Source organism: Kribbella sp. NPDC003505 (genome assembly GCF_040610875.1).
Classification (GTDB): Bacteria; Actinomycetota; Actinomycetes; order Propionibacteriales; family Kribbellaceae; genus Kribbella.
The window spans coordinates 699,226-724,067 of sequence record NZ_JBEXNA010000004.1; the positions used below are offsets into that span (position 1 = coordinate 699,226).

Consider the following 24,842-nt stretch of genomic DNA (forward strand, 5'->3'; position numbering starts at 1 on the left):
GTGTGTGAGCGTGGACGGCATGACGAGCTTCACCATCCAAGAGGTCGCGCGCCGCAGCGGGCTGAGCGAGCCGACGCTGCGGTACTACGAGGACGTCGGGCTGGTCGGCCCGATCGGCCGGGACGAGAGCAGCGGGCATCGGCGCTACCGCAGTACGGACGTCGACACGCTCGAAGCACTGGCCTGTCTGCGCGCGGCCGGCGTCAGCATCGAGGACATGCGGACGTACCTTGCCAATCGCTCGCGTGGGCGGGAGGCCGCGGCTGAGCAGCGCGATCTGCTGCTGCGGCACGCGGAACGGATCGAGGCCGAGATCGCGGCCCAGCGCGTCCGGCTCGCGTATCTGCGCGGGAAGGCCGAGCTCTGGGACGCCCGTGATCGCGGCGACGAATCCGCTGAGGCCGAGGCGATCCGCCGGCTCGTGCCCGTGGTGGGTGAGCTGCGATGATCCTGGTCACGGGTGGTTCCGGATACCTGGCGACACACCTGATCGCGCGGCTCCTGCGTGACGGGCACTCGGTCCGTACGACGGTGCGCTCGGCGGCCCGCTCCACCTCGGTGCGGGCGGCCGTACGGCGTGGTGGCGCCGACGACGCGGGCCTGGAATTCGTCGAGGCGGACCTGATGTCGGACGACGGCTGGAAGGCCGCGGTCGACGGCTGTGCGGAGATCCATCACGTCGCCTCGCCGATCCCGGTCGCCCAGCCCGAGGATCCGGACGAGCTGATCGTCCCGGCGCGCGAGGGGACGCTGCGCGTGCTGCGGGCGGCGCGGGACGCCGGCGCGCGGCGGGTCGTGCTGACCTCCTCGTTCGCCGCGGTCGGGTACACGCCGAAGCCCGGGGCCGAATTCACCGAGGCGGACTGGACGGATCCCGAGACGCCGGGGCTCGCGCCGTACCCGCGCTCGAAGGCGATCGCCGAGCGCGTCGCGTGGGACCTGATGCGTGACGGTTCCACCGAACTGGTCGTCGTCAACCCGACCGGCATCTTCGGACCGACGCTCACCGCCGACCTGCGCTCGTCGACCCAGCTGATCAAGATGATGCTCGACGGGTCACTGGACGTCGTCCCGCGGGCCCGCTTCGGCGTGGTCGACGTCCGCGACGTGGCCGACCTGCACGTCCGTGCGATGGCCGCACCCGACGCCGCAGGCAACCGCTACCTCGCCGTCGCCAACGGTCCGACGGTCAGCTTCCTCGAGATCGCCCGGATACTGCACCGCAGCCTCGGCGTCGCGACTCCTGTGGAAGAAGCGCCAGGGCCGGATCTGCCCCGCCCGATCATCCACAACGACCGCGCCCGCGCCCTCGGCTGGCAGCCTCGCGACGTCGAAACCACCATCACCGAAACCGCTGAGAGCCTGCGCGACCTCGGCCTGTGGTCACCAGACGTCCTCTGAACGCCACCGCCGGCCGGCCATGGACGGGCGGCCGCGGCGACCGGCCACCATCGAGTGGAACGTTGCCCGCCAGCGTCCGGGCGGCTGCCGAAGAGTACGCAGTATCTCGTCGGCAAGCCGCTCCGGCTCCTTGATCGGGAAGCGGAGGAAGACCTGGAACTTCTCGGCTTCGACGACCAGCGACACCAGGGCGGGCGAGTCGAGTCCGTCCACAAGCGCCTGCGTGGCGGCTTCGATCGGACGTGCGGCGTCGGCCCAGTGCGGATCCGCGGGGCAACGCGCCGCCGCGTCATACAGACGATGCTCGGCCGAGATCTCCACCCAGCCATGATGAAGGGTTTGCCCTTGGCTGCTGTCATCGGTACCGGCGGACAGGTCGTGCTCGGTCGGCACCTAGTGCACCTGAGCGTGAGGGCTGGTTGTGTGTACGGCGTATTCGAGTGCACTACCTGTCGTTCGGTACCGCGCAGGGCCTAATCCACCTGACCTCGTCCGCCGGCCGGTGAGAAGGTGGGGCGGTGCTGGTGATCCTGGTGGTGCTCGGGGCGGCGGTTCTGCATGCGACGTGGAACGCGATGGCTCACGGGGCGCCGGATCGGGTGGCCGGGCTGGCGTTGTTCGAGCTCGCGGCCGGGGTGATCGGGCTCGTCGCGGTGCTGGTGATGGGATTGCCGCCGGCCGGGACTTGGGGATACATCATCGCGTCGGCGTTGTTGCACGTCGCGTATCTGGGTGGGCTGCTGGCGTCGTACCAGCTGGGGCAGTTCAGCCAGATGTATCCGTTGGCCCGCGGTACGTCGCCGTGGGTCGTGGCTGTGGTGTCGATCGTCGTACTGCACCAAACGCTGGCTGTGCTGGAGTTGGCCGGCGTACTCCTCGTGTCGGCAGGTCTGATCGCGCTGGTCTTCATCGGGCGGCCGGGGCGTGGTCAGGTCCCGGCGTTGTTCGCGGCCATCGGCACGGGGCTGATGATCGCGTCGTACACGGTCGTCGACGGGGTCGCCGTCCACAAGATGCCGGTGGCGACCTACATGGGCTGGGTCTTCATGCTGCAAGGCTTCGCGATCCCGCTCGCGGTCCTGGCCTGGCGCGGCCCGCGCGCCTTCGACCTGCCCCGCCCCGCGATCCTCTCCGGCCTCTCCGGCGGCGTCGTCTCGATGGCGGCCTACGGCCTCGTCCTCTGGGCCCAAACCCGCGGCACCCTAGCCGCCATCGCCGCCCTCCGCGAAACCAGCATCATCTTCGGCGCCATCATCGGCGCCCTCTTCTTCCACGAACGCTTCGGCCCCAAACGAGCCGCCGCCGCAGCCGTAGTAGTCGCCGGCATCATCCTGATCACCACGGGCTGATCAGGCGGTGAGCGCAGAGACTGATCGCGATCGCTACTGGCGTGACCGCGATTGGCTTACCTACGCGGTGCACGAACTGCCGGCCGGCGTTCTCGGCGGGCCACATGCTGCCACCGCCTCCGAGTGTCACGAGATGTTGGCGGGGCTGGAGGAGTTCTCCCGCCTGTGCACGCGGCTCGGCTTGGACGACCACCAAGAATTCATTGAAGGGTGCCGCTGGCACTTCGAGCATTACCCGCACTATCTCAGCCGACGCCGCCACTTCGTGGACTACGAGAAGTACACCCGCGACCGCGGAGGCCCACAACGCGTGGTCGACCCGCCGCCTCCGCCACGATCGCTAGGACGATCCTGAGTCTCTGCGGTCCCCCCGGGGCGCCACCTACATTCACCTCACGAAGCATCCAGCCGTGCCGCGGGCGCCAGCGAGCAGAAGGCAGGCGGCAGCGCGCAGCGCGGCGACGAAGGAGTCGTGCGTAGTCGGCGCGTGGGGCTGATTCCACCTGCGGGGTAAGTGTGAGCGGGGGTCCCGGGCGGGGGACCCCCGCTCGGATCAGGGGGTTACGGCGTCGAGGGCGTCGGTGATGCCTTCGCCGTAGAAGGCGTTGTTGGTGGTGGTGCCAGTGCAGCGGGGGTCGGGGGTGGTGGGGCAGGCAGTGTCGTCGGCTTCGTGGTGGAGGGCTCGTTCGATGTCGCGCGGGCCCCACCACGGGTGGGTGGACTTCATCAGGGCCGCGACGCCGGTGACGTGCGGCGAGGCCATCGACGTACCGCTGGCGAGGCCGTAGCGGTTGCCGGGGAGGGTGGACAGGATCGAGCTGCCGGGGGCGGCGACGTCGATCTTGTTCAGGCCGAAGTTGGAGAAGCTGCTCTTCGCGCGGGCCTGAGTGGTGCTGGCGACGGTGATGACGCCGGGCAGCTCGGTCGGCATGTCGAGGCAGTCGTTGTTGATCGTCCGCGTGACGGAGGTCGTGTCGTTCGGGCTGTTGCTGTCCGTGGTCTTGTTGGACAGGTCGTAGTTCGAGTTGCCGGCGGCCGCGACCGACAGCGTGCCCTGGTCGGTCGCCCACGCGTACGCGCGCCGGACGGCTTCCTGTACGGCGCCCTGGTCGCCGTTGTCCTTGCACCAGAACTCGAACGGGTCGATGAAGTAGCTGTGGTTCGTCACGGCCATGTTGTGCTGCGCGGCCCACACGATCCCGCAGATCGAGTACTCGGGGTAGATGAAGCCGTCGTCGTTCACGACCTTGACGGACGCGATCCGTACGCCCGGCGCGACGCCGACGATGCCGACGCCGTTGCGGGCCGCCGCGACCGTGCCGGCGACGTGGGTGCCGTGCGAGCTGGTCGTCGGCCGCCACGCGCCGGTGGTGGTGTCCGGCACGCCGTTGTCCACGCAGCTGACCGAGTCGGCGGCGTCGAAGTTCGGCGCGAGGTCGGGGTGGGTGTCGTCGACGCCGCTGTCGTTGATGCCGACCAGGACGCTCCGGGAACCGTCGGTGACCGCGTGCGCCTGGTCCGCCTTGATCTGGACCATGTCCCACTGCTCGCCCTCGCGCGGGTCGAGGACGGGGGTCGCCTCGGCGTCGTCGATGCCGTTCAGCCCGCCGGGGCCTTCGCTGACCGCGGCGGTCCGGGTGGCGCCGACGGACTGCACCTCACGCCCGTTGTGCGTTGCGCGGATGTCGGTCCGGAAGTTGGGGTTGGTCGACTGCGCGACGACCACACCGAATTGCCGGTACGACGTCAGCACGGTGCCGCCGGCGTCCTTGACCGCGTCCTCGGCCTTGCGGACGTGACCCGGCGTGGCCTTCGTGTTGACCACGTAGTTCATCAGCGGACCGGCCGCGGTGGCGCCGGCCGTGGCGGCGGTGGCTTCGGTCGCGGCGGCCAGGGACACGCACGCCAGCGCGGCGGCGGACAGGCCGGCCGCCAGCCGGCGGGGACGGGACGTTCGGGACAAGGTGCCTCCTCAGGGCAACGCCCAGGCGGACGGGCCCAGGCCGGTAACCCGAGACTCTAGGACGAATCGCCGATCGGCGGAGTCGTTCATCCACAACGCTAGGGAAACCCTGCATGACGCTCCGTTGCCCACATCCTGTGGATCTGCCTGTGGATAACTCGTGGACAAGCTGGGGAATATCGGCCGGCCGCGGTGGATTACCTGTGTGTGTAAGATAGATGCAACACAGATACGAGTCGTATGGGTGGGAGTTCAGTGGCAAGCGGGGAGCCGGTGCAGGCGCCGGACGCGTTGGTGTTGGGTGACGAGACCGCGGAGATCGCTCGCGTGGTCGTCGAGGCGGCGCCGGGGGTGGAGAAGATCCCCGCGGCCGAGCGCGTGTATGCGTACGTGAAGGCCGCGATCCTGGACCGGGCGTATCCCGGCGGCGAGTTGCTCACCGAGGGTGAGCTCGCGACGGCGGTCGGCGTCTCCCGTACGCCGGTGCGCGAGGCGCTGCTGCGCCTGGAGGAGTCCGGCCTCGTCAAGCTGTACCCGAAGAAGGGCGCGCTCGTCCTCCCGGTGCTGCCGCAGGAGATCGAGGACGTCCTCGAGGCCCGCGAGCTGATCGAGACGCACGCCGCCGCCAAGGTGTGGCCGCGCCGCAAGCAGCTGATCGAGACCCTGACGCAGCGCGTCGACGAGATGCGCGCTTGTCGCAGGACCGGGGACGCGAAGAGCTTCCTGGAGGCGGACCGCGCGTTCCACGAGGCCATCGTCGGTGCCGCCGGCAACCAGATCCTCGCCAAGCTCTACAACAGCCTGCGGGACCGGCAGGTCCGGATGGGCGTGCCCGGTATCGAGGTGCAGCCGGCCCGGATGGACAAGTCGATCAGCGCGCACCAGGAGATGATCGACGCGCTCGGCGGCAACAGCGTCAAACGCTTCCGCGAGCTCGTCGTCGCTCATATCGCCGAGGCCGCGACAGATCTGCGGGGCACTCGGTGACCGAACTTCTCTTCCCCCTGGGCGGACGGCGAGCCTGGGCGGTGTGGGCCACTGCTGTCCTGACGTACCTCGTGACGGTGCTGCACCGCGGCTCGATGAGCGTCGCCGGACTGCAGGCCGCCGAGCGCTTCGACATCTCCGCATCCGCCCTGGCCAGCTTCACGGTCGTCCAGCTCACGGTGTACGCCGCGATGCAGGTGCCGGTGGGCGTGCTGCTCGATCGGTACGGCTCCAAGCGTCTGCTGATCGCTGCGTCCGGTCTGCTCTTCGTAGCGCAGTCAGCCTTCAGCCTGGTCGACTCGTACCCCGCCGCGCTCGCCGCACGCGCAGTACTGGGCGTGGGTGACGCCCTGGTCTTCATCAGCGTGCTGCGTGTGGTCATGTCGTGGTTCCCCGCGCTACGCCAGCCGGTGATGTCGCAGGCGACCGGAATGCTCGGTGGTCTCGGAGCGATCATGTCGACCGTGCCGATGGCTGCTGCTTTCCATGCCTTCGGCTGGACGCCGACGTTCGCCGCCGCGAGCCTGCTGAGCGTGGTGACTGGACTGCTCGTCCTGTTCCTCGTCAAGAACACCCCGTACGACGAGCCGCTCCGCCGCGCCAAGCAGCCGCTGCACGAGGTGAAGCGCAACCTGCGCCGCGCCTGGAAGGAGCCGGGCACGCGGCTCGGCCTGTGGACGCACTTCACCACCAGCTTCTCCGGCAGCACGTTCGGCCTGCTCTGGGGCTTCCCGTTCCTGGTGCAGGGGCAAGGACTCGCTCCGACGACCGCTGCGGCCATGCTGATCATTCCGGTGCTGGCCGGCCTCTGCTACGGACCCTTGGTCGGACGGTATGCCGCCAAGTTCCCGTTCTACCGGTCCTGGATCGTGCTGGCGGTGATCGCCGGCTCCGTGGTCATGTGGACCGTCGTACTGCTCTGGCCGGGGCGTGCTCCGCTGCCGGTGCTCCTGCTGCTGATCGTCGTACAAGCTGCCGGCGGACCGGGCTCGATGCTCGGGCTCGACTACGCCCGGACCTTCAACCCGACGACACGGTTCGGTGCGGCCAACGGGATGGTCAACACCGGCGGCTTCATCGCCACGCTGATCTGCATCGGCATGGTCGGCGTCCTGCTCGACGCGTCGTCCGGTGGCGCCCCGCAGTCGATCGACGACTTCAAGTTCGCACTTGCGTTCCAGTATGTGCTGTGGGCGATCGGCACCCGGCAGATCCTCAAGTACCGGCGCAAGGCCCGCGGTCACCTGGCGCGCTACAACCCGGAGGCGTACCAGGCGCTCCTCGCCAACCAGATCGTCCCGCTGAAGGGCTGAGACAGCGGCCTGACAGCGGAGTGCCAGGCCGGTGCCAGAGCACCGCGGCACGGTAATCCCAGTGAAGTGAGTCCACTGGGAGGAACCGATGACCACAACGAACCAGGTCGCCATCGAGGCGGTCGGCTTGGTCAAGAAATATGGCAATACGACCGCGCTTGCCGGCGTCGACCTGAGCGTGCCGACCGGCACCGTTCTCGGGGTCCTCGGCCCGAACGGCGCCGGCAAGACGACCGCGGTCCGCATCCTCGGCACCCTGCTCCGGCCGGACGGCGGTCACGCCACGGTCGGCGGGTACGACGTCGTCCGGGACGCGGGCAAGGTCCGCGGCATCATCGGCCTGACCGGGCAGTACGCGTCGGTCGACGAGGACATGTCCGGCCGCCGGAACCTGATCATGATCGGCCGGCTGCTCGGGTACTCGCGGCCGCAGGCCCGCGCCAAGGCGGACGAGCTGCTGGAGCGGTTCGAGCTGACCGACGCCGGTGACCGGATCGCGAAGACGTACTCCGGCGGTATGCGCCGCCGGCTCGACCTGGCCGCGAGCCTGGTCGGAAACCCGAGCATCCTGTACCTGGACGAGCCCACGACCGGTCTTGATCCGCACGCCCGCAACGGCGTCTGGGAGACGGTCCGCAACCTGGTGCTCGACGGGACCACGGTCCTGCTCACCACGCAGTACCTGGAAGAGGCCGATGCACTGGCCGACTCGATCGTGGTGTTCGACAAGGGCACCGTGGTCGCGAACGGGCGGCCGGCCGAGCTGAAAGCGCAGGCAGGCAAGCAGTCGCTGGACGTCCGTCCGGCGGAGCCCGCGCATCTCGAGCGGGTCGCGGCCATCGTCGCCGAGTCGGTCGGCACCCGGCCGTCCGTCGACGTCGTCAACGCGCTGGTGAGCGTGCCGGTGACGGACGGCTCGTCGATGCCGGTCGTCGTACGGCGGCTGGACGAGGCGGGGATCGCGGTGACCGAGCTGTCGCTGCGGCTGCCCAGCCTGGACGAGGTGTTCCTGGCGCTGACCGGTCACACCGCCGAAGAGCAGAAGATCCTGGAAGGAGTGGGCCGATGACCACCGCAACACTCGAGCCGGCGCACGTCGCCAGGCGCGCCAATCCGTTCGCCTGGGTGCAGCAGAGCCTGACGCTGGCCTGGCGGAACGTCGTACGGATCCGGCAGAACCCCGAAGCGCTGGCGGACGTGACGTTCCAGCCGATCATCTTCCTGGTGCTGTTCCTGTTCGTGTTCGGCGGGGCGATCGCGCAGGGCGCCGGCTGGCGCGACTACCTGCCGTTCCTGCTGCCCGGTCTGCTGGTGCAGACGGTCGTGTTCTCCACGATGGGCACCGGCGTCGCGCTGAACGACGACTTCGCGAAGGGTGTGTTCGACCGGTTCCGGTCGCTGCCGATCGCCCGCGTGGCGCCGCTGGTCGGCGCGGTGCTCGGCGACGCGGTCCGGTACACGTTGTCGATCGTGATCCTGATGGGGACCGGGTTCGCGCTCGGCTTCCGGTTCCAGAACGGCGTCGGGTACGGCCTCCTCGCGCTGGTGGTCGTCCTGGCCTTCGCGCTGTCGATGTGCTGGATCTGGGTTTGGCTCGGCCTGTCGCTGAAGACCGCCCAGGGTGTGCAGGGCGTCGCGTTCCTGGTGATGTTCCCGCTCACCTTCGGCAGCAACGTGTTCGTCCAGACCGACACGCTGCCCGGCTTCCTGCAGGCGTTCGTGAAGGTCAACCCGGTCAAGTACCTGGTCGACACGATGCGCGGCCTGATGCTCGGCGGCCCGATCGAGAAGCCGCTGCTGATCACGCTGGCCTGGATGGTCGGCCTGGTCGCGTTCTTCGCCCCGCTGGCGATCCGCGCCTATCGCCGCCGTACCTGATCGCCGTACCTGATCTCAGCGAATGTCGGTGGTGAGCGCCAGAGTGGTCGTATGACGACCAACTGGACGCTCACCATCGACTGTGCCGATCCGGCGCTGGTCGCGCGCTTCTGGTGCACGGCGCTCGGCTACACGGAGTCGGATCCGCCGCCGGGCTGGGACACCTGGGAGGCCTGGTTCACTGACCTGAAGGTTCCCGAGGAGGAGTGGGGCGACGGCGCCTCGATCTCCGATCCCGACGGTGTGCTGCCGTCCATCTCCTTCCTCAAGGTCCCCGAGCCGCGCACGGTCAAGAACCGCCTGCACCTCGACCTCCAGGTGGCCGGCGGCCGTGCCGAGCCGCAAGACCTCCGCGAGCAACGCATTCGCGCCACCGCGGAAACCCTCACCAAAGTCGGCGCCACCGTGGTCCGGGAAGTCCTGATGGACAACTCGACCGAGCTCGACCACCTCTGGATGGCAGACCCTGAAGGCAACGACTTCTGCGTGGTCTAGACGTCGCTGAGTTCGCCGAAGGACAACGGCTCACGGGTGCAGAGGTAAGTTGCCCAGTGCAACTTTGTGGGATGGCCGGCCGGATCCCGGGTGATCCGCAGCAGCTCGCCGGTCTCGCGGCCGGAGACGGTGCGGTAGACGTCCTCGGACAGACGCTCGAAGACGGCGGGGGACTGGTACTCGGCGGCGGCCGGGGATTTCGCCTCCAGGACGCCCTGCTTCACCGAGAACACGAACGGCGAGCCCTCGGAGAACCAGGTGCCGAGGACGCCGGACAGCTCGTCGGGGACCGAGGTGCCGGGGACCCAGGCCTCCGGCGGCAGCGGGTCGTCCTCCAGGACCTTGATGATCAGGTCGGTGGCCAGCGCGCTTGGCGCCGGCGACGACGTGGAACCGAACAGCGCGATTCCCGCCGTACCGGACGAGCGGTCGACGAAGGTCGAGGTGATGTGGCCCGGCATGCCACCGTCGTGGCCGACGAACAGCCGGTCGCCGCGGCGCAGCAGCATGAACCCGAGCCCGAAGGCGAGCTGCCAGCGGTCCACGTCGGCCATGATCTGCACCTGGCACATCTCGTCGAGGGTGTCCTTCGACAGCACCTCGTCGACCGGGTTCGCGACGAACATGGCCCATTTCGCCAGGTCCTCGGCGGTCGACGCCAGCCCGCCGCAGGCGTCCATCGCGCCGATGTCCAGCAACGGCTCGCGCACCGGTACGTCGGACCACGGCGGTACGTAGTACCCGGTCTGCGCCGGCCCGCCGTCCATCCCGACCGTGGTCCGGCGCATCTCCAGCGGGTCCAGGATCCGCGCCTTGACCGCGTCGTACCAGGACCGGCCGTCGAGCCGCGCGACGATCTCGCCGAGCAGCGAGAACACCAGGTTGGAGTAGTGGAAGCGGTGGTGCGGCTTGCCGATCCGCTCCGCCGCGTTCCAGCCCGGCACCAGTTCCTCCCGGGACGGGAACTTCATCAGGTCCCACACGTCGCCGACCGGCTCGCGCTGCATGCCGCTGGCGTGGCTGAGCATCTGCCGCACGGTGATGCCCTCGTGCGTGCTGTCCGGGATCAGCTTCTCGATCGTGTCGTCGAGGCTGAGCTTGCCCTCGTCGCGCAGCGCCATGATCGCCACCGCGGTCAGCGTCTTGCTCTGCGACGCGATCAGGAACTGGGTGTCCGCGGTCGGCGGAACACCGGGCTTGTCCAAGTCCGCCGATCCGATCCCGGCAGACCAGGCCAGCGAACCGGCGCGGGCAACAGCGCCCACCACGCCCGGCACCCTGCCCTTGGATTGACGTTCAGCGACGATTCTGGAGAGCGCGACCTGGGTCTGCGCGGCGATTTCAGTCACGACCCCCGACCTTAAGCCGCCAGATGACAAAAGGCACGGGTGTTTGGTCGGCTGGATGTGCGAGGCTGGTGGGGTGCGCATAGCGGTGCTTGGGCCTCTCGCGATGTGGGCGGCCGATGGGACTCCGCTCGACATCCGCGGCGTCCGCCTGCGCGGGCTGCTCGCGCGGTTGGCGTTGAGCGCCGGACGGCCGGTGAGCGTCGAGACCCTGGTCGACGGACTGTGGGGCAGCGAGGCCCCGAGCGCGAACGCTCTGCAGTCCCTCGTGTCGCGCCTGCGGGCGAGTCTGCCGGCCACCGAGTCGAGCGTCTCCGTCCAGTCCGGCCCCGCCGGCTACACCCTGACGCTGGGACCGGACTGCGTCGACGCCCTCCAGTTCGAAGAGCTGGTACGGCGAGGGCGCGCGCTGCTCACGTCCGACCCGGAGCAGGCGCACACGCTCCTGACCCAGGCCGACAAGCTGTGGCGCGGCGACGCCCTGACCGACCTCCGTGACCTGCCGTTCGCCGCGGTCGAGGCGGACCGGCTCGCGGAGCTGCGCCTGGCCGCGTCGGAGGACCTGGCCGAGGCTGCGGTCAGTTCCGGCCGTGCCCGCGACCTGACCAGCGACCTGGAGCATCTGGCTGTCACCCATCCGCTCCGCGAGCGCGTCCACGAGCTTCTGATCCGCTCCTTGTACGCCGACGGTCGCCAGGCGGAGGCCCTGGCGGCGTACGAACGTATTCGCACCACCCTGGCCGACGAGTTGGGCGCTGACCCCGGCACACGTCTGCGCGATCTCCACGTCTCTGTACTACGTGGCGACGCAGTAGACCCGGCTGCGAAGACCGCCGCCGTGCCGGCGCCCGTAGCGCCCCGCAGCAACCTGCGTGCTCCGTTGACCAGCTTTGTCGGCCGCCGGGAGGACGTGGCCGAGCTGACGCGTCTGCTGAGCAACGGGACCCGCTTGGTGACAATGGTCGGACCAGGGGGTGCCGGAAAGACCAGACTGGCCACCGAGACCGGGCGCTCGCTGGTAGGCCAGTCCGGCGATGGCATCTGGTTCGTAGAGCTTGCGCCGCTCGGTGACGCGGCTGATGTGGCGCCCACCGTCCTGTCCACGCTGGGTGCCAGCGAGTACGTCGACATGGCCCCGGCGCGCCTTGCGCCGAAGCACATCCCGACCAGCCGCGCAGCGACCCTGCGACTCGTCGAGGTCATCGGTGACCGGCGCATCCTGCTCGTCTTCGACAACTGCGAGCACCTGGTTCACGAGGTCGCCGGACTTGTCGACTCGCTCCTCGCGTCCTGCCCGCGGCTACGGGTGCTGACCACCAGTCGCGAGCCGCTGAGCATCCCCGGCGAGCACCTGCATCCGGTAGGTCCCCTCGGGATGCCCCCGGAGGACGCAGCCGCCGACGAGTACCCGGCCGTGCAGCTGTTCGTTGACCGCGCCCGCGCCGTACGTCCTGACTTCCAGCTGACCGACGCCAACCGGGAGGCGGTCGCGGAGATCTGCCGGCGGCTGGACGGTATGCCGCTGGCGATCGAGCTCGCGGCGGCCCGGCTGCGGGCGCTGACCCCGCCGCAGATCGTGGACCGGCTCGCGGACCGGTTCCGGCTCCTGACCAGCGGCTCCCGGACCGCCCTGCCGCGCCACCAGACCCTGCGTGCGGTAGTGGAATGGAGCTGGGACCTGCTGGACCCGGACGAGCAGGCCGTCGCCCGGCGACTCTCACTGTTCTCGGGCGGTGCGACGCTCGAGGCCGCGGAGCAGATCTGCAGCGACGAGAGCATCCCCGCCGAGTCCGTGCTCGGGGTGCTCGCGTCCCTGGTGGACAAGTCACTGGTCGAGGCGGCCGCAGACGAGCGGTCCGTGCGCTATCGAATGCTGGAGACGGTCCGTGCGTACGGCGCCGAGCAGCTGAAGGCCTCCGGTGAGTCCGAGCGCTTCCGCCACGCGCACCGGACCTACTTCAGCCGCATGCTGCGGCAGGCGCGACCGAAGCTGCGGACCGGTGAGCAGATCGAGTGGATTGCCCGCCTGACCGCCGACAACGAGAACCTGCTCGACGCCCTGCGGACGGCGATCGACGTCGGCTCGGCACGGGTCGCCGTCCAGATGGTCGCCGTGCTCGGTGAGTACTGGACGATGAGCGGCCGCCCCGCCGAAGCGGTGAGCTGGATGCAGGCCGCCCTCGCCGTCCCCGGCCCGACCGTTCCGCTGGACAGGGCCGAGGCGCTGTACCTGCTCGCGCTCGGCCGGATGTCCACCGAGGAGGACCCGGCGACGTCCTTCCAGCAGATGATCCGTGGACTCGCGACGGTCCGCTGGATGACCCGTCGGCACCGGATGCTCGTCGACTCCGGCATCGGCCTGTTCACCAACGCGGTGTGGGCGGCGATCCGGCGGGACAAGGCGACCTGCTTCGCCGAGCTCGAGGCCGCCGGCCGGCACCCGGATCCCTGGATCCGGAACATGGGCGTGATGTGCGGCGCGATGTTCCGCGAGAACGAAGGCGAGATCGAGGAGATGGCGGTCAACCTGACCGTCGCGCTCGACGGCTTCCGCGAGCTCGGCGACCGGTTCGGTATGTCGATGGCGCTGCGCGGCCTCGCGGGCTACCAGGCCGGCCACGGGGAGCACGCCGAGGCGCTGGAGTCGCTGACCGAGGCGCTGCGGCTCGTCGAGGAGCTCGGTACGACGGAAGGCGTTGCCCAACTGCTCGGCAGTAGCGCAATGAGCCGGATCGAGCTCGGCGAGTACGACGACGCGCGGGCCGATCTGGAGCGTGCCATGCAGCTGTCCGAGGAGACCGGCTCGCGCGGCAGCCAGTCGATGGCGCTGATGGGACTCGCGCGACTCGCGCACCGCACCGGCCGCTTCGACGAGGCGAAGGAGCTCGCGGAGCGCGGCTATTCGATGCTCGACATTGCTGCGGAGCGGGTCGCACCGCACGGTCAGGCCGCGCTGCTCTCGCAGCTGAGCCGGATCTACGCGTCGACCGGCGACATCGAGGGGGCGCTGAGGCGCGGTCGCGAGGCGGTCCAGCTGGCACTCACCACGGACGACATGCCGGTCGTGGCGGGCGTCCTCGAGAACACGGTGGACGCGTTGGTGCTGGCCGCCGGCACCCGCACCGTCGAGCTGACGGCGGCCGCTCGCGCTCTCGGTCTCGCCGCTGCTCTGAAGGGCACGCGCGCGATCCCCGACGCCGACGTCCGGCGACTCGTCGACGGCCTGCGTGATGCCCTCGGCAACGAACAGTACGAGACGGCGTACGGCGACGGCGCCGCCCTGACCCGCGCCGACGCGATCGCCGAACTGCGAAAGCGTTACACCGACTAGGCCCTAAGCAGTGATGAGCTGAACCGCGAGGTCGCGCAGTGAGTTCTGGACCTTCTGCTCCGGCGGCCGGGGCTCGGTGAGCATCCAGTCGTGGACGACCGCGTTGACGGCGCCGAAGAATGCCAGTGCGAGGAACCGGAAGTCCTTGCGCTTGATCTCGCCGCGCTCGACCGCGGTGTCGCCGAGGTCCCGGACGTTCCTGATCAGCAGGTCGCGGAACGCGATCCGCTGCTCCTCGACTGCGGGGCTCGCGCCGACCACCTCGACGAACGAGATCCGGGCCCGCCGGAGGTCGCTCATGATCGTCCGCAGGTACGAGTCGACGGCCGCCGCGATCCGCTCTCGGACGGGCCGGTCCGCGGTCCGGCGGAGTGCGTCGCCGGTGCTCCGGACCGCCAGCTCGATCACCTGCGCGTGCACCGCGAGCAGCACGGCCTCCTTGTTCTGGAACTCGTGGTAGAAGTGCCGGGTGGACACTTTCGCCTGTGTGCACAGGCGTTCCACGGATGTCGCCGGATATCCTTCGGTCCCGAAGAGTTCGAGCGCGGCGGCCAGTAGCCGTTCCCGGCGCGCGGCCTTCCACTCCTCGACTGACCGCCCGGAATAACGGCGTACGGAGGGTTCCCTCATCACACCTCTTGTCGCTACCCCGTGCCAGATGCCGGACATCCTATCCACCCCTCGGCGCGGGCGTAACCGGGTTGCGTCACTCCGGTTCGGTGTAGCCCTTCACCCCGTCGATCAGCTCCCGGATGATGTCCAGGTGGCCGACGTGCCGCGCGGTCTCCTCGATCATGTGGCACAGCGCGAACCGCAGTGACGCGGCCTCCTCCGCGGGGCGGCCGCGCTCGACGACGTCGAGGGAGAGGTCGGCGATGGTGGCGTTCGAGCGACGGCACTCCTCGTCGTACTCGTCCAGCAACTGCGCGATCGGTACGTCGTCGACGAACATCTCCGCGTCGACGTGCCCGTCCTCGGTCCACGGCGTCTGGCCGGTGTCCGGGACGCCGGCGATCCCCATCTGGAACCAGGTGTACTCGACCCAGCGCAGGTGCGCGACCAGTCCGGCCGGTGTCATCAGCGGCGAGGTCGGCAGGACTTTGCGGTGGGCATCTTCCGCGCTGAGCCCGGTGCATTTCATCCGGACGAAGGACCGCTGCAGGTCGAGCCATCCGATCAACTGTGTGCGCTCGTCCGCAGTCAGCGGCGGCCGTTCTACTCGAGTCATATGTGCGCACCGTACCGCTGGACTTTGTGCACCGACCAACCATTTACGGCGGCCCGGAATGGTCGGTGAGGGCTCAAGGTCGGCTTGCGGGGATGCTCGGCTGACCCGCCGCTAGTGGCGGTCGTCCCGGATGCGCTTGGCCTTGCCCAGGGAGCGTTCGAGGGCGTGCGGGTCGACGACCTCGACGGCGGCGGTGACCCCTACTCGATCCTTGATGCGGCGAGCGAGGGCTGTGGCGGCGGTGGTGCGGTCGGTGAGGTCGGGGGCCGCTTCCACCTGGACCGTGAGTTCGTCGAGGCGGTGGGGGCGGGTCAGGACGCAGAGGTAGTGCGGGGTGAGGCCTTCGACCAGGAGGATCTGCTCCTCGATCTGGGTGGGGAAGACGTTCACACCGCGGACGATCATCATGTCGTCGGTGCGGCCGGTGATCTTCTCCATCCGGCGCAGGCCGGGGCGCGCGGTGCCGGGGAGCAGGCGGGTGAGGTCGCTCCAGGGCCGCGGTGAGGGCGAGGCGGGCGCCGGACATCCCGAGCGGGTGGCCCAGGGCGATCGCGCCGCCGTTCGGGTTGACGTGGTCGGCGTCGTCGGGAAGGCCGAGCTCCCGCAGTACGGCGAGCGACTGCGACGCGAAGGCCTCGTTCAGCTCGATCACCTCGACATCCGACAGCGCGACGCCGGTGCGATCGAGCACCTTCCGCGTCGCGGGCGCCGGCCCGATCCCCATGATCCGAGGCGGTACGCCGGCCGCCGCCGTCCCCACCACACGGGCAATCGGCGTGACCCCGTGCTCCTCCACGGCCTCCCCGCTCATCACCAGCAAAGCCGCCGCCCCGTCGTTCACCCCCGAAGCATTCCCGGCCGTCACAGTCCCAGGCGATCGGAACGGAGTCTTCAGACCGGCCAGAGCTTCGAGCGAGGTCTCCCGCGGATGCTCATCGACATCGACAACGGTCACCGCACCCCGCTTCCCCGGCACGTCGACCGCGACGATCTCCTCGGCAAGCCGCCCGTTGGCCTGCGCCTTGGCGGCCCGCTGCTGCGACCGCAGGGCGAAGAGATCCTGGTCCGCACGACTGATCCCGAACTCGGCCGCGACGTTCTCGGCCGTCTCCGGCATCGAGTCGATCCCGTATTGCGCCTTGAGCGCCGGGTTCACGAAGCGCCACCCGATCGTGGTGTCGAACACCTCGGCCTGCCGCGAGAACGCGGTCGTCGCCTTCGGCATCACGAACGGCGCCCGCGACATCGACTCCACCCCGCCGGCCACCACGATCTCGTTGTCCCCGGCAATGATCGACCGGGCGGCGGCCGCGACCGCGTCCAGGCCCGATCCGCAGAGCCGGTTGATCGTCGTGCCCGGGACCGAGTCCGGCAGCCCGGCGAGCAGCACCGCCATCCGCGCGACGTTGCGGTTGTCCTCGCCGGCCTGGTTCGCGCAGCCGAGGATCACGTCGTCGATCAGTGCGGGGTCGAGCGCGGTCCGGTTCAGCAGCGACGAGATCGCGTGCGCCGCCAGGTCGTCGGGGCGGACCGCCGACAGCGCGCCGCCGTACCGTCCGATCGGCGTCCGGACGCCGTCGACGAGAAAGGCCTCACGACTCATTTGCTTCCTCCGAAAGGATCGTTCCGGACAGTTGGCGGCTGCGGCCGCGGAACTCGGCGATCACCTCGTCGCCGCGGGTGACGGTGATGTCGTAGATCCCGTTCCGGCCGAACGCGGTGCGCTCCCGGGCGTCGGCGACCAGCAGGTCGCCGCGGCGGGCCGGGGCCACGAACACGATGTCGCAGGCCTGCGCGACCGTCACCCGGTTGCGGGAGTTGCAGGCGAACGCGAACGCCGAGTCGGCCAGCGTGAACACGAATCCACCATGCGCGATCCCGTGCCCGTTGACCATGTCCTCGCGGACCGTCATCTCGAGCCGCGCGGTGCCCTCGCCGACCGCGACCAGGCGCATCCCCAGCCCGGCGCTGGCCGTGTCCTCCGCCCACATCGCCGCGGCCACGCGCGCCGCCAAGTCGTCCATACGCCGCCCAATCGAGAAGAGCCTTGTGACACCGGTGTCCGAATCGCGTCAACGACTGTAACATCGCAGCCATGACCACCGACCTGCTCTCAACCCATCGCGACCGCCTGAACGGCGCGCTGAAGGCGATCCACGACCGCGGGTACCACTCCGCGTTCCCGGAGTCGCCCAGCCCCCGCGTGTACGGCGAGACCGCGGCGGCCGACGGCAAGGCGGCCTTCGAGGCCCACCTGGGGACGACGTACGCGCTCGACATCCCCGGCGCGCGCGGCACGGTCGTGACCGAGCAGTCGCCGTACGGCATCAGCATGGACGTCTCGTACCCCCGGATGGTCGAGGACGGCCTGGACGAACTGCTGACCGCTGCGCAGCAGGGTCTCGCGGACTGGCGCCGGGCCGGGATCGACGGGCGGACCGGAGTCACGCTGGAGATCCTCGACCGGCTGCACAAGCGGGTGTTCGAGCTGGCCAACGCGGTGCAGCACACCAGTGGTCAGGCATTCGTGATGGCATTCCAGGCTGGCGGCGCGCACGCGCTGGACCGCGCGCTGGAGGCGGTCGCGTACGCGTACGAGGAGATGAGCCGCTACCCGGCCACCGCGACCTGGGAGAAGCCTGCCAAGGGCGACCCGATCCGGATGGAGAAGACGTTCACAGTCACCGGCCGCGGTGTCGCGCTGGTGATCGGCTGCAACACGTTCCCGACCTGGAACTCGTGGCCCGGCCTGTTCGCGTCCCTCGTCACCGGCAACGCGGTGGTCGTGAAGCCGCATCCGCTGGCCGTGCTGCCGCTGGCGATCACCGTCGACGTGTGCCGCGAGGTGCTGGCCGAGGCCGGCTTCGACCCGAACCTGGTCACCCTGGCCGCCGAGCGGGCCGGTGACGGCCTGGCCAAGCCGCTGGCGACCCGGCCCGAGGTGAAGCTGATCGACTTCACCGGCGGCAGCGAGTTCGGCGAATGGCTGGAGCAGAACGCCACCCAGGCGACGGTGTTCACCGAGAAGGCCGGCGTGAACGCGGTCGTCATCGACTCCACCGACTCCTTCAAGGCACTCTGCAACAACCTCGCCTTCACCCTGAGCCTGTACTCCGGGCAGATGTGCACCACCACCCAGAACCTGTTCGTCCCGGCCGGCGGGATCGAGACCGACGAGGGCCACAAGTCCTTCGAGGAGGTCGGCGCCGGGATCGCGACGGCGATCTCCAAGCTGCTCGGCGACGACGCCCGCGCGGTCGAGATCCTCGGCGGCATCGTCAACCAGGCCGTGATCAGCCGCCTCGAGCTCGCCGACGAGTACGGCGACGTCGTGCTGGCGTCCCGCGCGATCGAGCACCCGGCCTTCCCGGATGCGGTCGTCCGGACGCCGCTGCTCGTCGCGATCGACGCCAAGGACGCCGAGGTGTACTCCCGCGAGTGCTTCGGTCCGGTGTCCTTCCTGGTCAAGACCGCCGACACCGCGCAGTCGATCGACGTGTTCCGCTCGACCGTCACCGAGGACGGCGCGATGACGGCCGGGATCTACTCGACCGACGAGAAGGTTCTCGAGGAGGCCCGCGAGGCCGCGCTCGACGCCGGTGTCGCCCTCTCGGAGAACCTCACCGGCCAGGTCTTCGTGAACCAGTCGGCCGCCTTCAGCGACTTCCACGGCACCGGCGCGAACCCGGCCGCGAACGCGACCTACACCGACGGCGCCTACGTCGCGGGACGGTTCCGCGTCATTCAGTCACGCCGCCACGTTGGGTGATCGCCTCGCGGGATGATCAGGCACGACCCTCGCCCTGCTGGTCGCCGGGTTGGCCCTCCGCTTCGCGGGACTCGCGGTGCTCGAGTTGCTGGCGAAGCGTCGTTGAGCTGACCCTGAGGCGGAAGGTATGACTGAACCGCCGTTCTGATCTCCATCCGCCGATCCGTCCAGGAGACCGTCGTGACCCAGAGCTTGACCGAGGTGCTCGCCTACTACGACAGCTGGCTGGCGTTCAACCAGCACTACCAGCGGGTCCCTGGGGTCCAGGCCGCGGTGTACGCCGGAGACGCCGTCGCGTTCTCCGGCGCGTACGGTCTCGCCGACGTGGAGAACGACGTACCGCTGACCGAGCAGCACCTGTTCCGGATCGCGTCGCACTCCAAGACGTTCACCGGGACGGCCGTGCTGCAACTGGTCGAACAGGGCCGGCTGCGGCTGGACGACAAGGCGGAGCAGCACGTCACCGAGATCGTCGGTACGCCGCTCGGCCAGCGGACGGTCCGGGAGCTGCTCGCGCACGCGGGCGGTGTCACGCGCGACGGCCTGGACGCCGACTGGTGGCAGCTGTCCCGGAGCTTCCCGGACCGCGACCAGCTGCTCGACGTACTGCGGCAGGCGTCGTCGGCCGTGATCCCGGAGAACGACCGCTTCAAGTACTCGAACATCGGCTACGGCCTGCTCGGTCTCGTGATCGAGGCCGCGAGCGGTACGTCGTACAACGCCTACGTCCAGAGCGCGATCGTCGGCAAGCTCGGGCTGGCGGGCCTCGGCCCGGAGCTGGACCCGTCCCGGCTGGCCGAGTACGCCGCCGGGTACAGCGCGTTGTCGTACGCCGACCAGCGCGTTCCGATCGAGCATGTCGACACCCGGGCGCTGGCCTCGGCGACGGGGTTCTTCGGCAACGCGCGGGACCTGGTGACCTACTTCTCCGCGCACCTGCCCGGCGACGACCGGCTGCTGTCGGACAAGTCGAAGCGCGAGATGCAGCACCCGCTGTGGACGACCGGGTCCGACGAGAAGGCGCGGTACGGCCTCGGTCTGTCGGTGACGAAGGTCGGCGAGCGGGACGTGTTCGGTCACGGCGGCGGGTATCCGGGCCACATCACCAGGACCCTCGTCGACCCCGAGCAGCGGATCGTCGTGTCGGTGCTGACGAACGCGATCGACGGGCCCGCGGCGCAGCTGGCGGAAGGCCTCTTCCGGCTCCTCGACCTCGCCGACTCCAAGGACCGCGGCGACGCCGCCGACCTGCAGCGCTTCACCGGCCGCTTCGCGAACCTCTGGGGCGTCACCGACTTCGTGCTGATCGGCGGCCGGCTCTACGCGACCGACCCGTCCGGGGCGAACCCGGCCGACGATCCGCAGCCGCTCGAGGCGGACGGCGACGCCCTCCGCGTCACCGGCGGCACCGGCTACGGCTCGTACGGCGAGTCCTACCGCTTCGAGTTCGACGACAACGGCGCGGTCCGAACAGTCCTCGGCTCCAGCGGCCTTACCCTGCACCCGATCGACCGGTTCGGCCTCGGAGAACGCGTTACCGTGGCTCCGTGACGATCCACGGTGACCACCCGTTCCTGCCGCCCGAGTCGGAGCGGAGTCCGGTACGGCGGTTGCGGGGGCGGCTGGCGTCGCCGGTCGGCCTGTGGACGACGGCGTACGACGGGAAGCGCGCCGGGCTCACCGTGTCGTCGATGCTGGTCGCGGACGGCGAGCCCGGGTACGTGATCGGACTGCTCGACCCGGACTCCGACCTGTGGGAAACGTTGCGCGAGGCAAGAACCGCGGTGGTGTCGCTGCTCGGCGAACCGCACCGCCAGTTGGCCGACGCCTTCGGGTTCGTGGCCCCCGCACCGGGCGGGCCGTTCCGGCTGGCCGACTGGACGGACACCGCCTGGGGGCCCGCGCCGGTCGGCGTCACCACCTGGGCCGGCTGCACGCTGGTGAACCAGGACCCGCCGGAGGTGGGCTGGGGCCTGCAGGTGCAGCTCGAGATCGCCCACGTGGAGTTCGCCGCGGACGACGTGCCGGCCCTGGTCCACCGCCGTGGACGGTACGTGACGATCTGACCCTGTTGACGACGGTTGGCTAATGGCATTAGCCTATGGGCTATGGTCATTAAACGGTCGCTGACGCCTGCTGCCGTGGTCGAGGTGGCCCTGGGCATCGTCGACGAGCACGGGCCGGAGGGCCTCACGCTCGCCGCCGTCGCACAGGGCTGCGGGGTCGCCACGCCGTCGCTGTACAAGCACGTGACGAACCTCGGCGAACTGAAGGCACTCGTCGGGGTCCGGGTGCTGGAGGACATGACCGAGCAGTTCACCGCCGCCGTCCTGGGCATGGGCGGTGACGAGGCCGTCACCGCGCTGATGCACGCCTATCGCGGCTACGTCGCCGCGCATCCGAAGCGGTACGCCGCGATGCCGATGGACCCGCTGCACGATCCGGTGCAGGAGGCCGCGGGCAAGAAACTGGTCGGCGTCATGTACGCCACGCTGCGCGGTTACGGGCTGGAGGGCCCGGCGGCGGTGCATGCGACCCGGCGGCTGCGGGTGCTCGTGCACGGCTTCGCGTCCGTCGAGTCCGCGGGTGGCTTCGGTCTGCCCGAGGACCTCGACGAGACCTACGACCAAATCGTCCAGATGTATCTCGCCAGCCTGAGGAAAGACTCATGAGGATTCCGCTCTCCGTCGCAGGTGTGCTGTTCCTGCTCTACCCCGCCCTTCGCCCGTGGGAGGACGAGACGACCACGTCCGGCGCCGCGGCCGCGATGGGCTCCACCGCCTGGGTCGTCGCGCACCTGTGCGCGATGATCGGGTTCATCCTGGTCGCGGTCGCGTTGCTGCAGCTCGACCGCACGGCGGCGATCGTGTTCTGGATCGGCGCCGGTCTCACACTGCCGTATTACGGGGCGGAGAACTTCGGCCTGCACGCAATGGCCAACCAGCCGAACATCCTCGACCTGGCCGAGTCCGTGCGCTACAACCCGGTTGCCATGACGATGTTCGGCGCCGGACTGCTGACCATGGCGGCGGGCGCGATCGTGCTGGCGGTGCGTCTGAAGACGGTGCCGGCGATCCTGTTCGCGGTCGGATTCGGGCTGTTCCTGCCGCAGTTCTTCGGACCGCCCGCCCTGCGGATCGGTCACGGTGTGCTGCTCGCCGCCGCCTGCGTGTGGCTGGCCTGGAGTGCCAAGCGGGTCGAGAAGGTCCCCGTTCCGGCCTGATCTACTGTGGGCTCCATGCGAGCCACGGTGATTCACGGAGCATTCGACGTACGGCTGGAAGATCGCCCGGATCCGACGATCGACGGGCCGGGCGATGCCGTCGTCAAGGTCGTTGCCTCGTGCATCTGCGGGTCCGACCTGTGGCCCTACCGGGGCGAGAATCCGGTCAAGCAGCCGCGGCCGATCGGGCACGAGTTCGTCGGCATCGTCGAGGAGGTCGGGTCCGAGGTCCGCACGGTCAAGCCGGGCGACTTCGTGGTGGCTCCGTTCGTGGTCAGCGACGGCACCTGTCCGCACTGCCTGGCCGGCTACCAGACCGCCTGCCAGAACCTGGTGGGCTACGGCAGCGCCAAGGCCGACGGCGGCCAGGGCGAGTACGTGAAGCTCCCGTACGCCGACGGCACGCTGGTCGCGACGCCCGAGATGCCCGACGACTCACTGGTTCCGTCGCTGCTGACGCTGTCCGATGTCATGGGCACCGGATGGCACGCGGCCCGCTCGGCGCGGGTGAAGGCCGGCGACACGGTCGTCGTCGTGGGCGACGGCGCGGTCGGGCTCTGCGGGGTGCTCGCGGCCGCGCGGATGGGCGCGGAGCGGGTCGTTGCCCTGTCGCGGCATGAGCCGCGCCAGAACTTGGCGAAGGAATTCGGTGCCACGGACATCATTTCCGAGCGCGGCGACGCGGCCCGGGACGCCGTCCTCGAGCTGACCAAGGGGGTCGGCGCCGACGCCGTCCTGGAGTGTGTCGGCACGAAGCAGTCGATGACGACCGCCTTCGACGTCGCGCGAGCCGGGGCCACGGTCGGGTTCGTCGGCGTCCCGCACGGCGTCGAGGTGCCGATCGGGACGATGTTCAGTCGCAACGTCGGCCTGAACGGCGGCGCCGCGCCGTGCCGGGCGTACCTGCCGGACCTGATGGCCGACGTACTCGCCGGGGAGATCGACCCCGGCAAGGTGTTCGACTCCCAGATCCCGCTGAGCGACGTCGTCGACGGGTACGCCGCGATGCACGAACGGCGCGCGATCAAGGTGCTGCTCCGACCCTGACCTTTTGCGCAACGCGGCTGCGCGCAGTACCCACGCGGGGCAGCAATGTGCGCGCTCTCACACTGTCAAGGTGCACGGGGTCACGGCTGCGCAACGCGCCTGCGCGGAACGTTGACACCCGGGCTGCCGCGTGACCACAGTTGGGCCGTCAAGGGGGCATCGTTGTCACAGGCGGCTCCATCAACTGATCGGAGAGTGAATCATGCGTGGTGGTCTGAGCAAGACCCTGGCGCTGGTGGGCGCGGCGGGTCTTCTCGCGGTGAGCGCCTGCGGGAACAGCGACAACAGCAGCGGTGACGGCAACTCGTCGGCGAACAAGGACGTCACCGTCTTCACCTGGTGGGCCGACGGTGGTGAGAAGGCCGGTCTGGACGGCCTGGTCTCGGTGTTCAACACCGACTGCAAGGACTACAAGTTCGTGAACTCGGCGGTGGCCGGCGGCGCCGGTGCGAACGCGAAGCAGGTGCTGGCGAACGATCTGCAGGCAGGCAAGCCGCCGTCGACGTTCCAGGCGCACGCCGGTGCGGAGCTGAAGGACTACATCAACGCCGGCCAGGTCGACGACGTCAGCCAGTTGTACAAGGACTTCGGGCTCGACAAGGCGTTCCCGCAGAACCTGCTCGACAACCTGACCGTGGACGGCAAGATCTACTCGATCCCGGCGAACATCCACCGGGCGAACGTGGTCTGGGCCAACCCGACGGTGCTGAAGAAGGCGAACATCGACGCCACCAAGGCCCCGGCCTCCGTGGACGCGTGGATCGCCGACCTGAACAAGCTGAAGGCCGCCGGCGTGAAGGCGCCGCTGGGCCTCTCGAAGGGTTTCGCCCAGGAGATGCTGGTCGAGGCCGTGCTGCTCGCCGAGCTCGGCCCGGACAAGTTCAAGGGCCTGTGGGACGGCAAGACCGACTGGGCCGGTGGCGACGTGACCGCGGCGCTGAACAAGTACAAGACGCTGCTCACCTTCAGCAACAGCGACCGCGAGGCGATCGACTGGGCGGACGCGCTGGGCTACGTGAACAAGGGTCAGGCCGGCTACACGCTGATGGGTGACTGGGTCGCCGCGCAGCAGCTCGCCGACAAGGTCCCGGACACGGCGTACACCTACTGGCCGGCACCGGGCACCGCCGGCAACTTCCAGTTCCTCGCCGACTCCTTCACCCTGCCGACCAACGGACAGAACCCGGACGGCGCGAAGTGCTGGCTGAAGGTCACCGGCTCGGCCGAGGGCCAGAAGGCGTTCAACACCAAGAAGGGCTCGATCCCGGCCCGCTCGGACGCCAACCCGGCGGACTACCCGAAGTACCAGCAGAGCGCGATGGCCGACTGGAAGCAGGACAAGATCGTGCCGTCCTGTGCCCACGGTGCGGCCTGCACGGCGGGACAGAACAACGACATCCTGTCCGCGCTCAGCCAGTTCAGCGGCAGCCCGGATGTCGCAAAGCTGCAGACGGCGCTCGGCAACGCGATGAAGACGAGCTGATGCGCAACGAGTTGCGGACCGGTTCTCGG

At 69.5% G+C, this 24,842-nt stretch carries 23 protein-coding genes and 1 pseudogene; 16 read left to right on the forward strand and 8 right to left on the reverse strand.

Annotated features, from left to right (window positions below; translation table 11 throughout):
• The first annotated feature begins 19 nt into the window (after window positions 1–19).
• Entirely contained in the window at window positions 20–448 is a 429-nt protein-coding gene (locus ABZX12_RS17265) for a MerR family transcriptional regulator (RefSeq protein WP_355694117.1), read from the forward strand.
• Window positions 445–1,401 carry an NAD-dependent epimerase/dehydratase family protein gene (locus ABZX12_RS17270; protein ID WP_355694119.1) on the forward strand — a complete coding sequence of 319 codons (957 nt, stop codon included), beginning with the start codon at window positions 445–447 and terminating at the stop codon, window positions 1,399–1,401. Before ABZX12_RS17265 ends, ABZX12_RS17270 begins: the two co-directional genes overlap by 4 nt.
• Here ABZX12_RS17270 and ABZX12_RS17275 read toward each other — a convergent pair.
• Window positions 1,384–1,794, reverse strand: coding sequence for a hypothetical protein (locus tag ABZX12_RS17275; RefSeq protein ID WP_355694121.1), 411 nt, complete (start codon window positions 1,792–1,794; stop codon window positions 1,384–1,386). The genes ABZX12_RS17270 and ABZX12_RS17275 overlap by 18 nt on opposite strands.
• A 125-nt stretch (window positions 1,795–1,919) precedes the next feature.
• Between ABZX12_RS17275 and ABZX12_RS17280 the strand changes: the two genes are divergently transcribed.
• Window positions 1,920–2,750, forward strand: coding sequence for a DMT family transporter (locus ABZX12_RS17280; RefSeq protein ID WP_355694123.1), 831 nt, complete (start codon window positions 1,920–1,922; stop codon window positions 2,748–2,750).
• A 553-nt stretch (window positions 2,751–3,303) separates the two neighbouring features.
• Here ABZX12_RS17280 and ABZX12_RS17285 read toward each other — a convergent pair.
• Window positions 3,304–4,713 (reverse strand): S8 family serine peptidase, encoded by a 1,410-nt coding sequence (locus ABZX12_RS17285; RefSeq protein ID WP_355694125.1) that lies wholly within the window; start codon window positions 4,711–4,713, stop codon window positions 3,304–3,306.
• Window positions 4,714–4,968: 255 nt separating this feature from the next.
• Between ABZX12_RS17285 and ABZX12_RS17290 the strand changes: the two genes are divergently transcribed.
• The 5 genes from ABZX12_RS17290 to ABZX12_RS17310 all read left to right on the forward strand — a co-directional run bounded on the left by ABZX12_RS17290 (window position 4,969) and on the right by ABZX12_RS17310 (window position 9,386).
• On the forward strand, window positions 4,969–5,700 hold the full coding sequence (locus tag ABZX12_RS17290) for a GntR family transcriptional regulator (protein ID WP_355694126.1): 732 nt from the start codon (window positions 4,969–4,971) through the stop codon (window positions 5,698–5,700).
• Window positions 5,697–7,013 (forward strand): MFS transporter, encoded by a 1,317-nt coding sequence (locus ABZX12_RS17295; RefSeq protein WP_355694128.1) that lies wholly within the window; start codon window positions 5,697–5,699, stop codon window positions 7,011–7,013. The genes ABZX12_RS17290 and ABZX12_RS17295 overlap by 4 nt, the downstream gene beginning before the upstream one ends.
• Before the next feature lie 88 nt (window positions 7,014–7,101).
• Complete coding sequence (locus ABZX12_RS17300) at window positions 7,102–8,082, forward strand: ATP-binding cassette domain-containing protein (protein ID WP_355694130.1); 981 nt, start codon at window positions 7,102–7,104, stop codon at window positions 8,080–8,082.
• Entirely contained in the window at window positions 8,079–8,891 is an 813-nt protein-coding gene (locus ABZX12_RS17305; RefSeq protein ID WP_355694132.1) for an ABC transporter permease, read from the forward strand. Before ABZX12_RS17300 ends, ABZX12_RS17305 begins: the two co-directional genes overlap by 4 nt.
• Window positions 8,892–8,942: 51 nt before the next feature.
• Complete coding sequence (locus ABZX12_RS17310; RefSeq protein WP_355694133.1) at window positions 8,943–9,386, forward strand: VOC family protein; 444 nt, start codon at window positions 8,943–8,945, stop codon at window positions 9,384–9,386.
• On the opposite strand, the gene ABZX12_RS17315 is transcribed toward ABZX12_RS17310, so the two are convergent.
• Window positions 9,383–10,735 carry a serine hydrolase domain-containing protein gene (locus ABZX12_RS17315; protein ID WP_355694134.1) on the reverse strand — a complete coding sequence of 451 codons (1,353 nt, stop codon included), beginning with the start codon at window positions 10,733–10,735 and terminating at the stop codon, window positions 9,383–9,385. The genes ABZX12_RS17310 and ABZX12_RS17315 overlap by 4 nt on opposite strands.
• Window positions 10,736–10,820: 85 nt before the next feature.
• Between ABZX12_RS17315 and ABZX12_RS17320 the strand changes: the two genes are divergently transcribed.
• Window positions 10,821–14,063 carry a BTAD domain-containing putative transcriptional regulator gene (locus ABZX12_RS17320; RefSeq protein ID WP_355694135.1) on the forward strand — a complete coding sequence of 1,081 codons (3,243 nt, stop codon included), beginning with the start codon at window positions 10,821–10,823 and terminating at the stop codon, window positions 14,061–14,063.
• A gap of 3 nt (window positions 14,064–14,066) precedes the next feature.
• Here the strand turns inward: ABZX12_RS17320 and ABZX12_RS17325 are convergent, their stop codons facing one another.
• From ABZX12_RS17325 to paaI, 5 genes and pseudogenes are all read right to left on the reverse strand, one after another.
• Complete coding sequence (locus tag ABZX12_RS17325; RefSeq protein WP_355694137.1) at window positions 14,067–14,693, reverse strand: TetR/AcrR family transcriptional regulator; 627 nt, start codon at window positions 14,691–14,693, stop codon at window positions 14,067–14,069.
• A 76-nt stretch (window positions 14,694–14,769) separates the two neighbouring features.
• Window positions 14,770–15,291 carry a DinB family protein gene (locus ABZX12_RS17330; protein WP_355694138.1) on the reverse strand — a complete coding sequence of 174 codons (522 nt, stop codon included), beginning with the start codon at window positions 15,289–15,291 and terminating at the stop codon, window positions 14,770–14,772.
• A gap of 111 nt (window positions 15,292–15,402) precedes the next feature.
• On the reverse strand, window positions 15,403–15,729 hold the full coding sequence (locus ABZX12_RS17335; protein ID WP_355694303.1) for a hypothetical protein: 327 nt from the start codon (window positions 15,727–15,729) through the stop codon (window positions 15,403–15,405).
• 67 nt (window positions 15,730–15,796) lie between these two features.
• A pseudogene (gene pcaF, locus ABZX12_RS17340) lies at window positions 15,797–16,894 on the reverse strand (3-oxoadipyl-CoA thiolase); the annotation flags it as partial.
• Entirely contained in the window at window positions 16,884–17,315 is a 432-nt protein-coding gene (gene paaI / locus ABZX12_RS17345; RefSeq protein ID WP_355694140.1) for a hydroxyphenylacetyl-CoA thioesterase PaaI, read from the reverse strand. The pseudogene pcaF and the gene paaI, both read right to left, overlap by 11 nt.
• Before the next feature lie 71 nt (window positions 17,316–17,386).
• Between paaI and paaN the strand changes: the two genes are divergently transcribed.
• The 7 genes from paaN (at window position 17,387) to ABZX12_RS17380 (ending at window position 24,813) form a co-directional block, all read left to right on the forward strand.
• Window positions 17,387–19,060 carry a phenylacetic acid degradation protein PaaN gene (gene paaN, locus ABZX12_RS17350; RefSeq protein ID WP_355694142.1) on the forward strand — a complete coding sequence of 558 codons (1,674 nt, stop codon included), beginning with the start codon at window positions 17,387–17,389 and terminating at the stop codon, window positions 19,058–19,060.
• Between the two features lie 180 nt (window positions 19,061–19,240).
• Window positions 19,241–20,611, forward strand: coding sequence for a serine hydrolase domain-containing protein (locus ABZX12_RS17355; RefSeq protein WP_355694143.1), 1,371 nt, complete (start codon window positions 19,241–19,243; stop codon window positions 20,609–20,611).
• Window positions 20,608–21,126, forward strand: a complete 519-nt coding sequence (locus tag ABZX12_RS17360) for a flavin reductase family protein (RefSeq protein ID WP_355694145.1) — start codon at window positions 20,608–20,610, stop codon at window positions 21,124–21,126. The genes ABZX12_RS17355 and ABZX12_RS17360 overlap by 4 nt, the downstream gene beginning before the upstream one ends.
• 42 nt (window positions 21,127–21,168) lie before the next feature.
• On the forward strand, window positions 21,169–21,732 hold the full coding sequence (locus ABZX12_RS17365; RefSeq protein WP_355694146.1) for a WHG domain-containing protein: 564 nt from the start codon (window positions 21,169–21,171) through the stop codon (window positions 21,730–21,732).
• Complete coding sequence (locus tag ABZX12_RS17370) at window positions 21,729–22,283, forward strand: hypothetical protein (RefSeq protein WP_355694148.1); 555 nt, start codon at window positions 21,729–21,731, stop codon at window positions 22,281–22,283. Before ABZX12_RS17365 ends, ABZX12_RS17370 begins: the two co-directional genes overlap by 4 nt.
• A 15-nt stretch (window positions 22,284–22,298) precedes the next feature.
• Window positions 22,299–23,330: a zinc-dependent alcohol dehydrogenase family protein gene (locus ABZX12_RS17375; RefSeq protein WP_355694150.1), complete on the forward strand. Its 1,032-nt coding sequence runs from the start codon at window positions 22,299–22,301 to the stop codon at window positions 23,328–23,330.
• 202 nt (window positions 23,331–23,532) lie between these two features.
• Window positions 23,533–24,813: an ABC transporter substrate-binding protein gene (locus tag ABZX12_RS17380; protein WP_355694152.1), complete on the forward strand. Its 1,281-nt coding sequence runs from the start codon at window positions 23,533–23,535 to the stop codon at window positions 24,811–24,813.
• The last annotated feature ends 29 nt before the right edge of the window (window positions 24,814–24,842 follow it).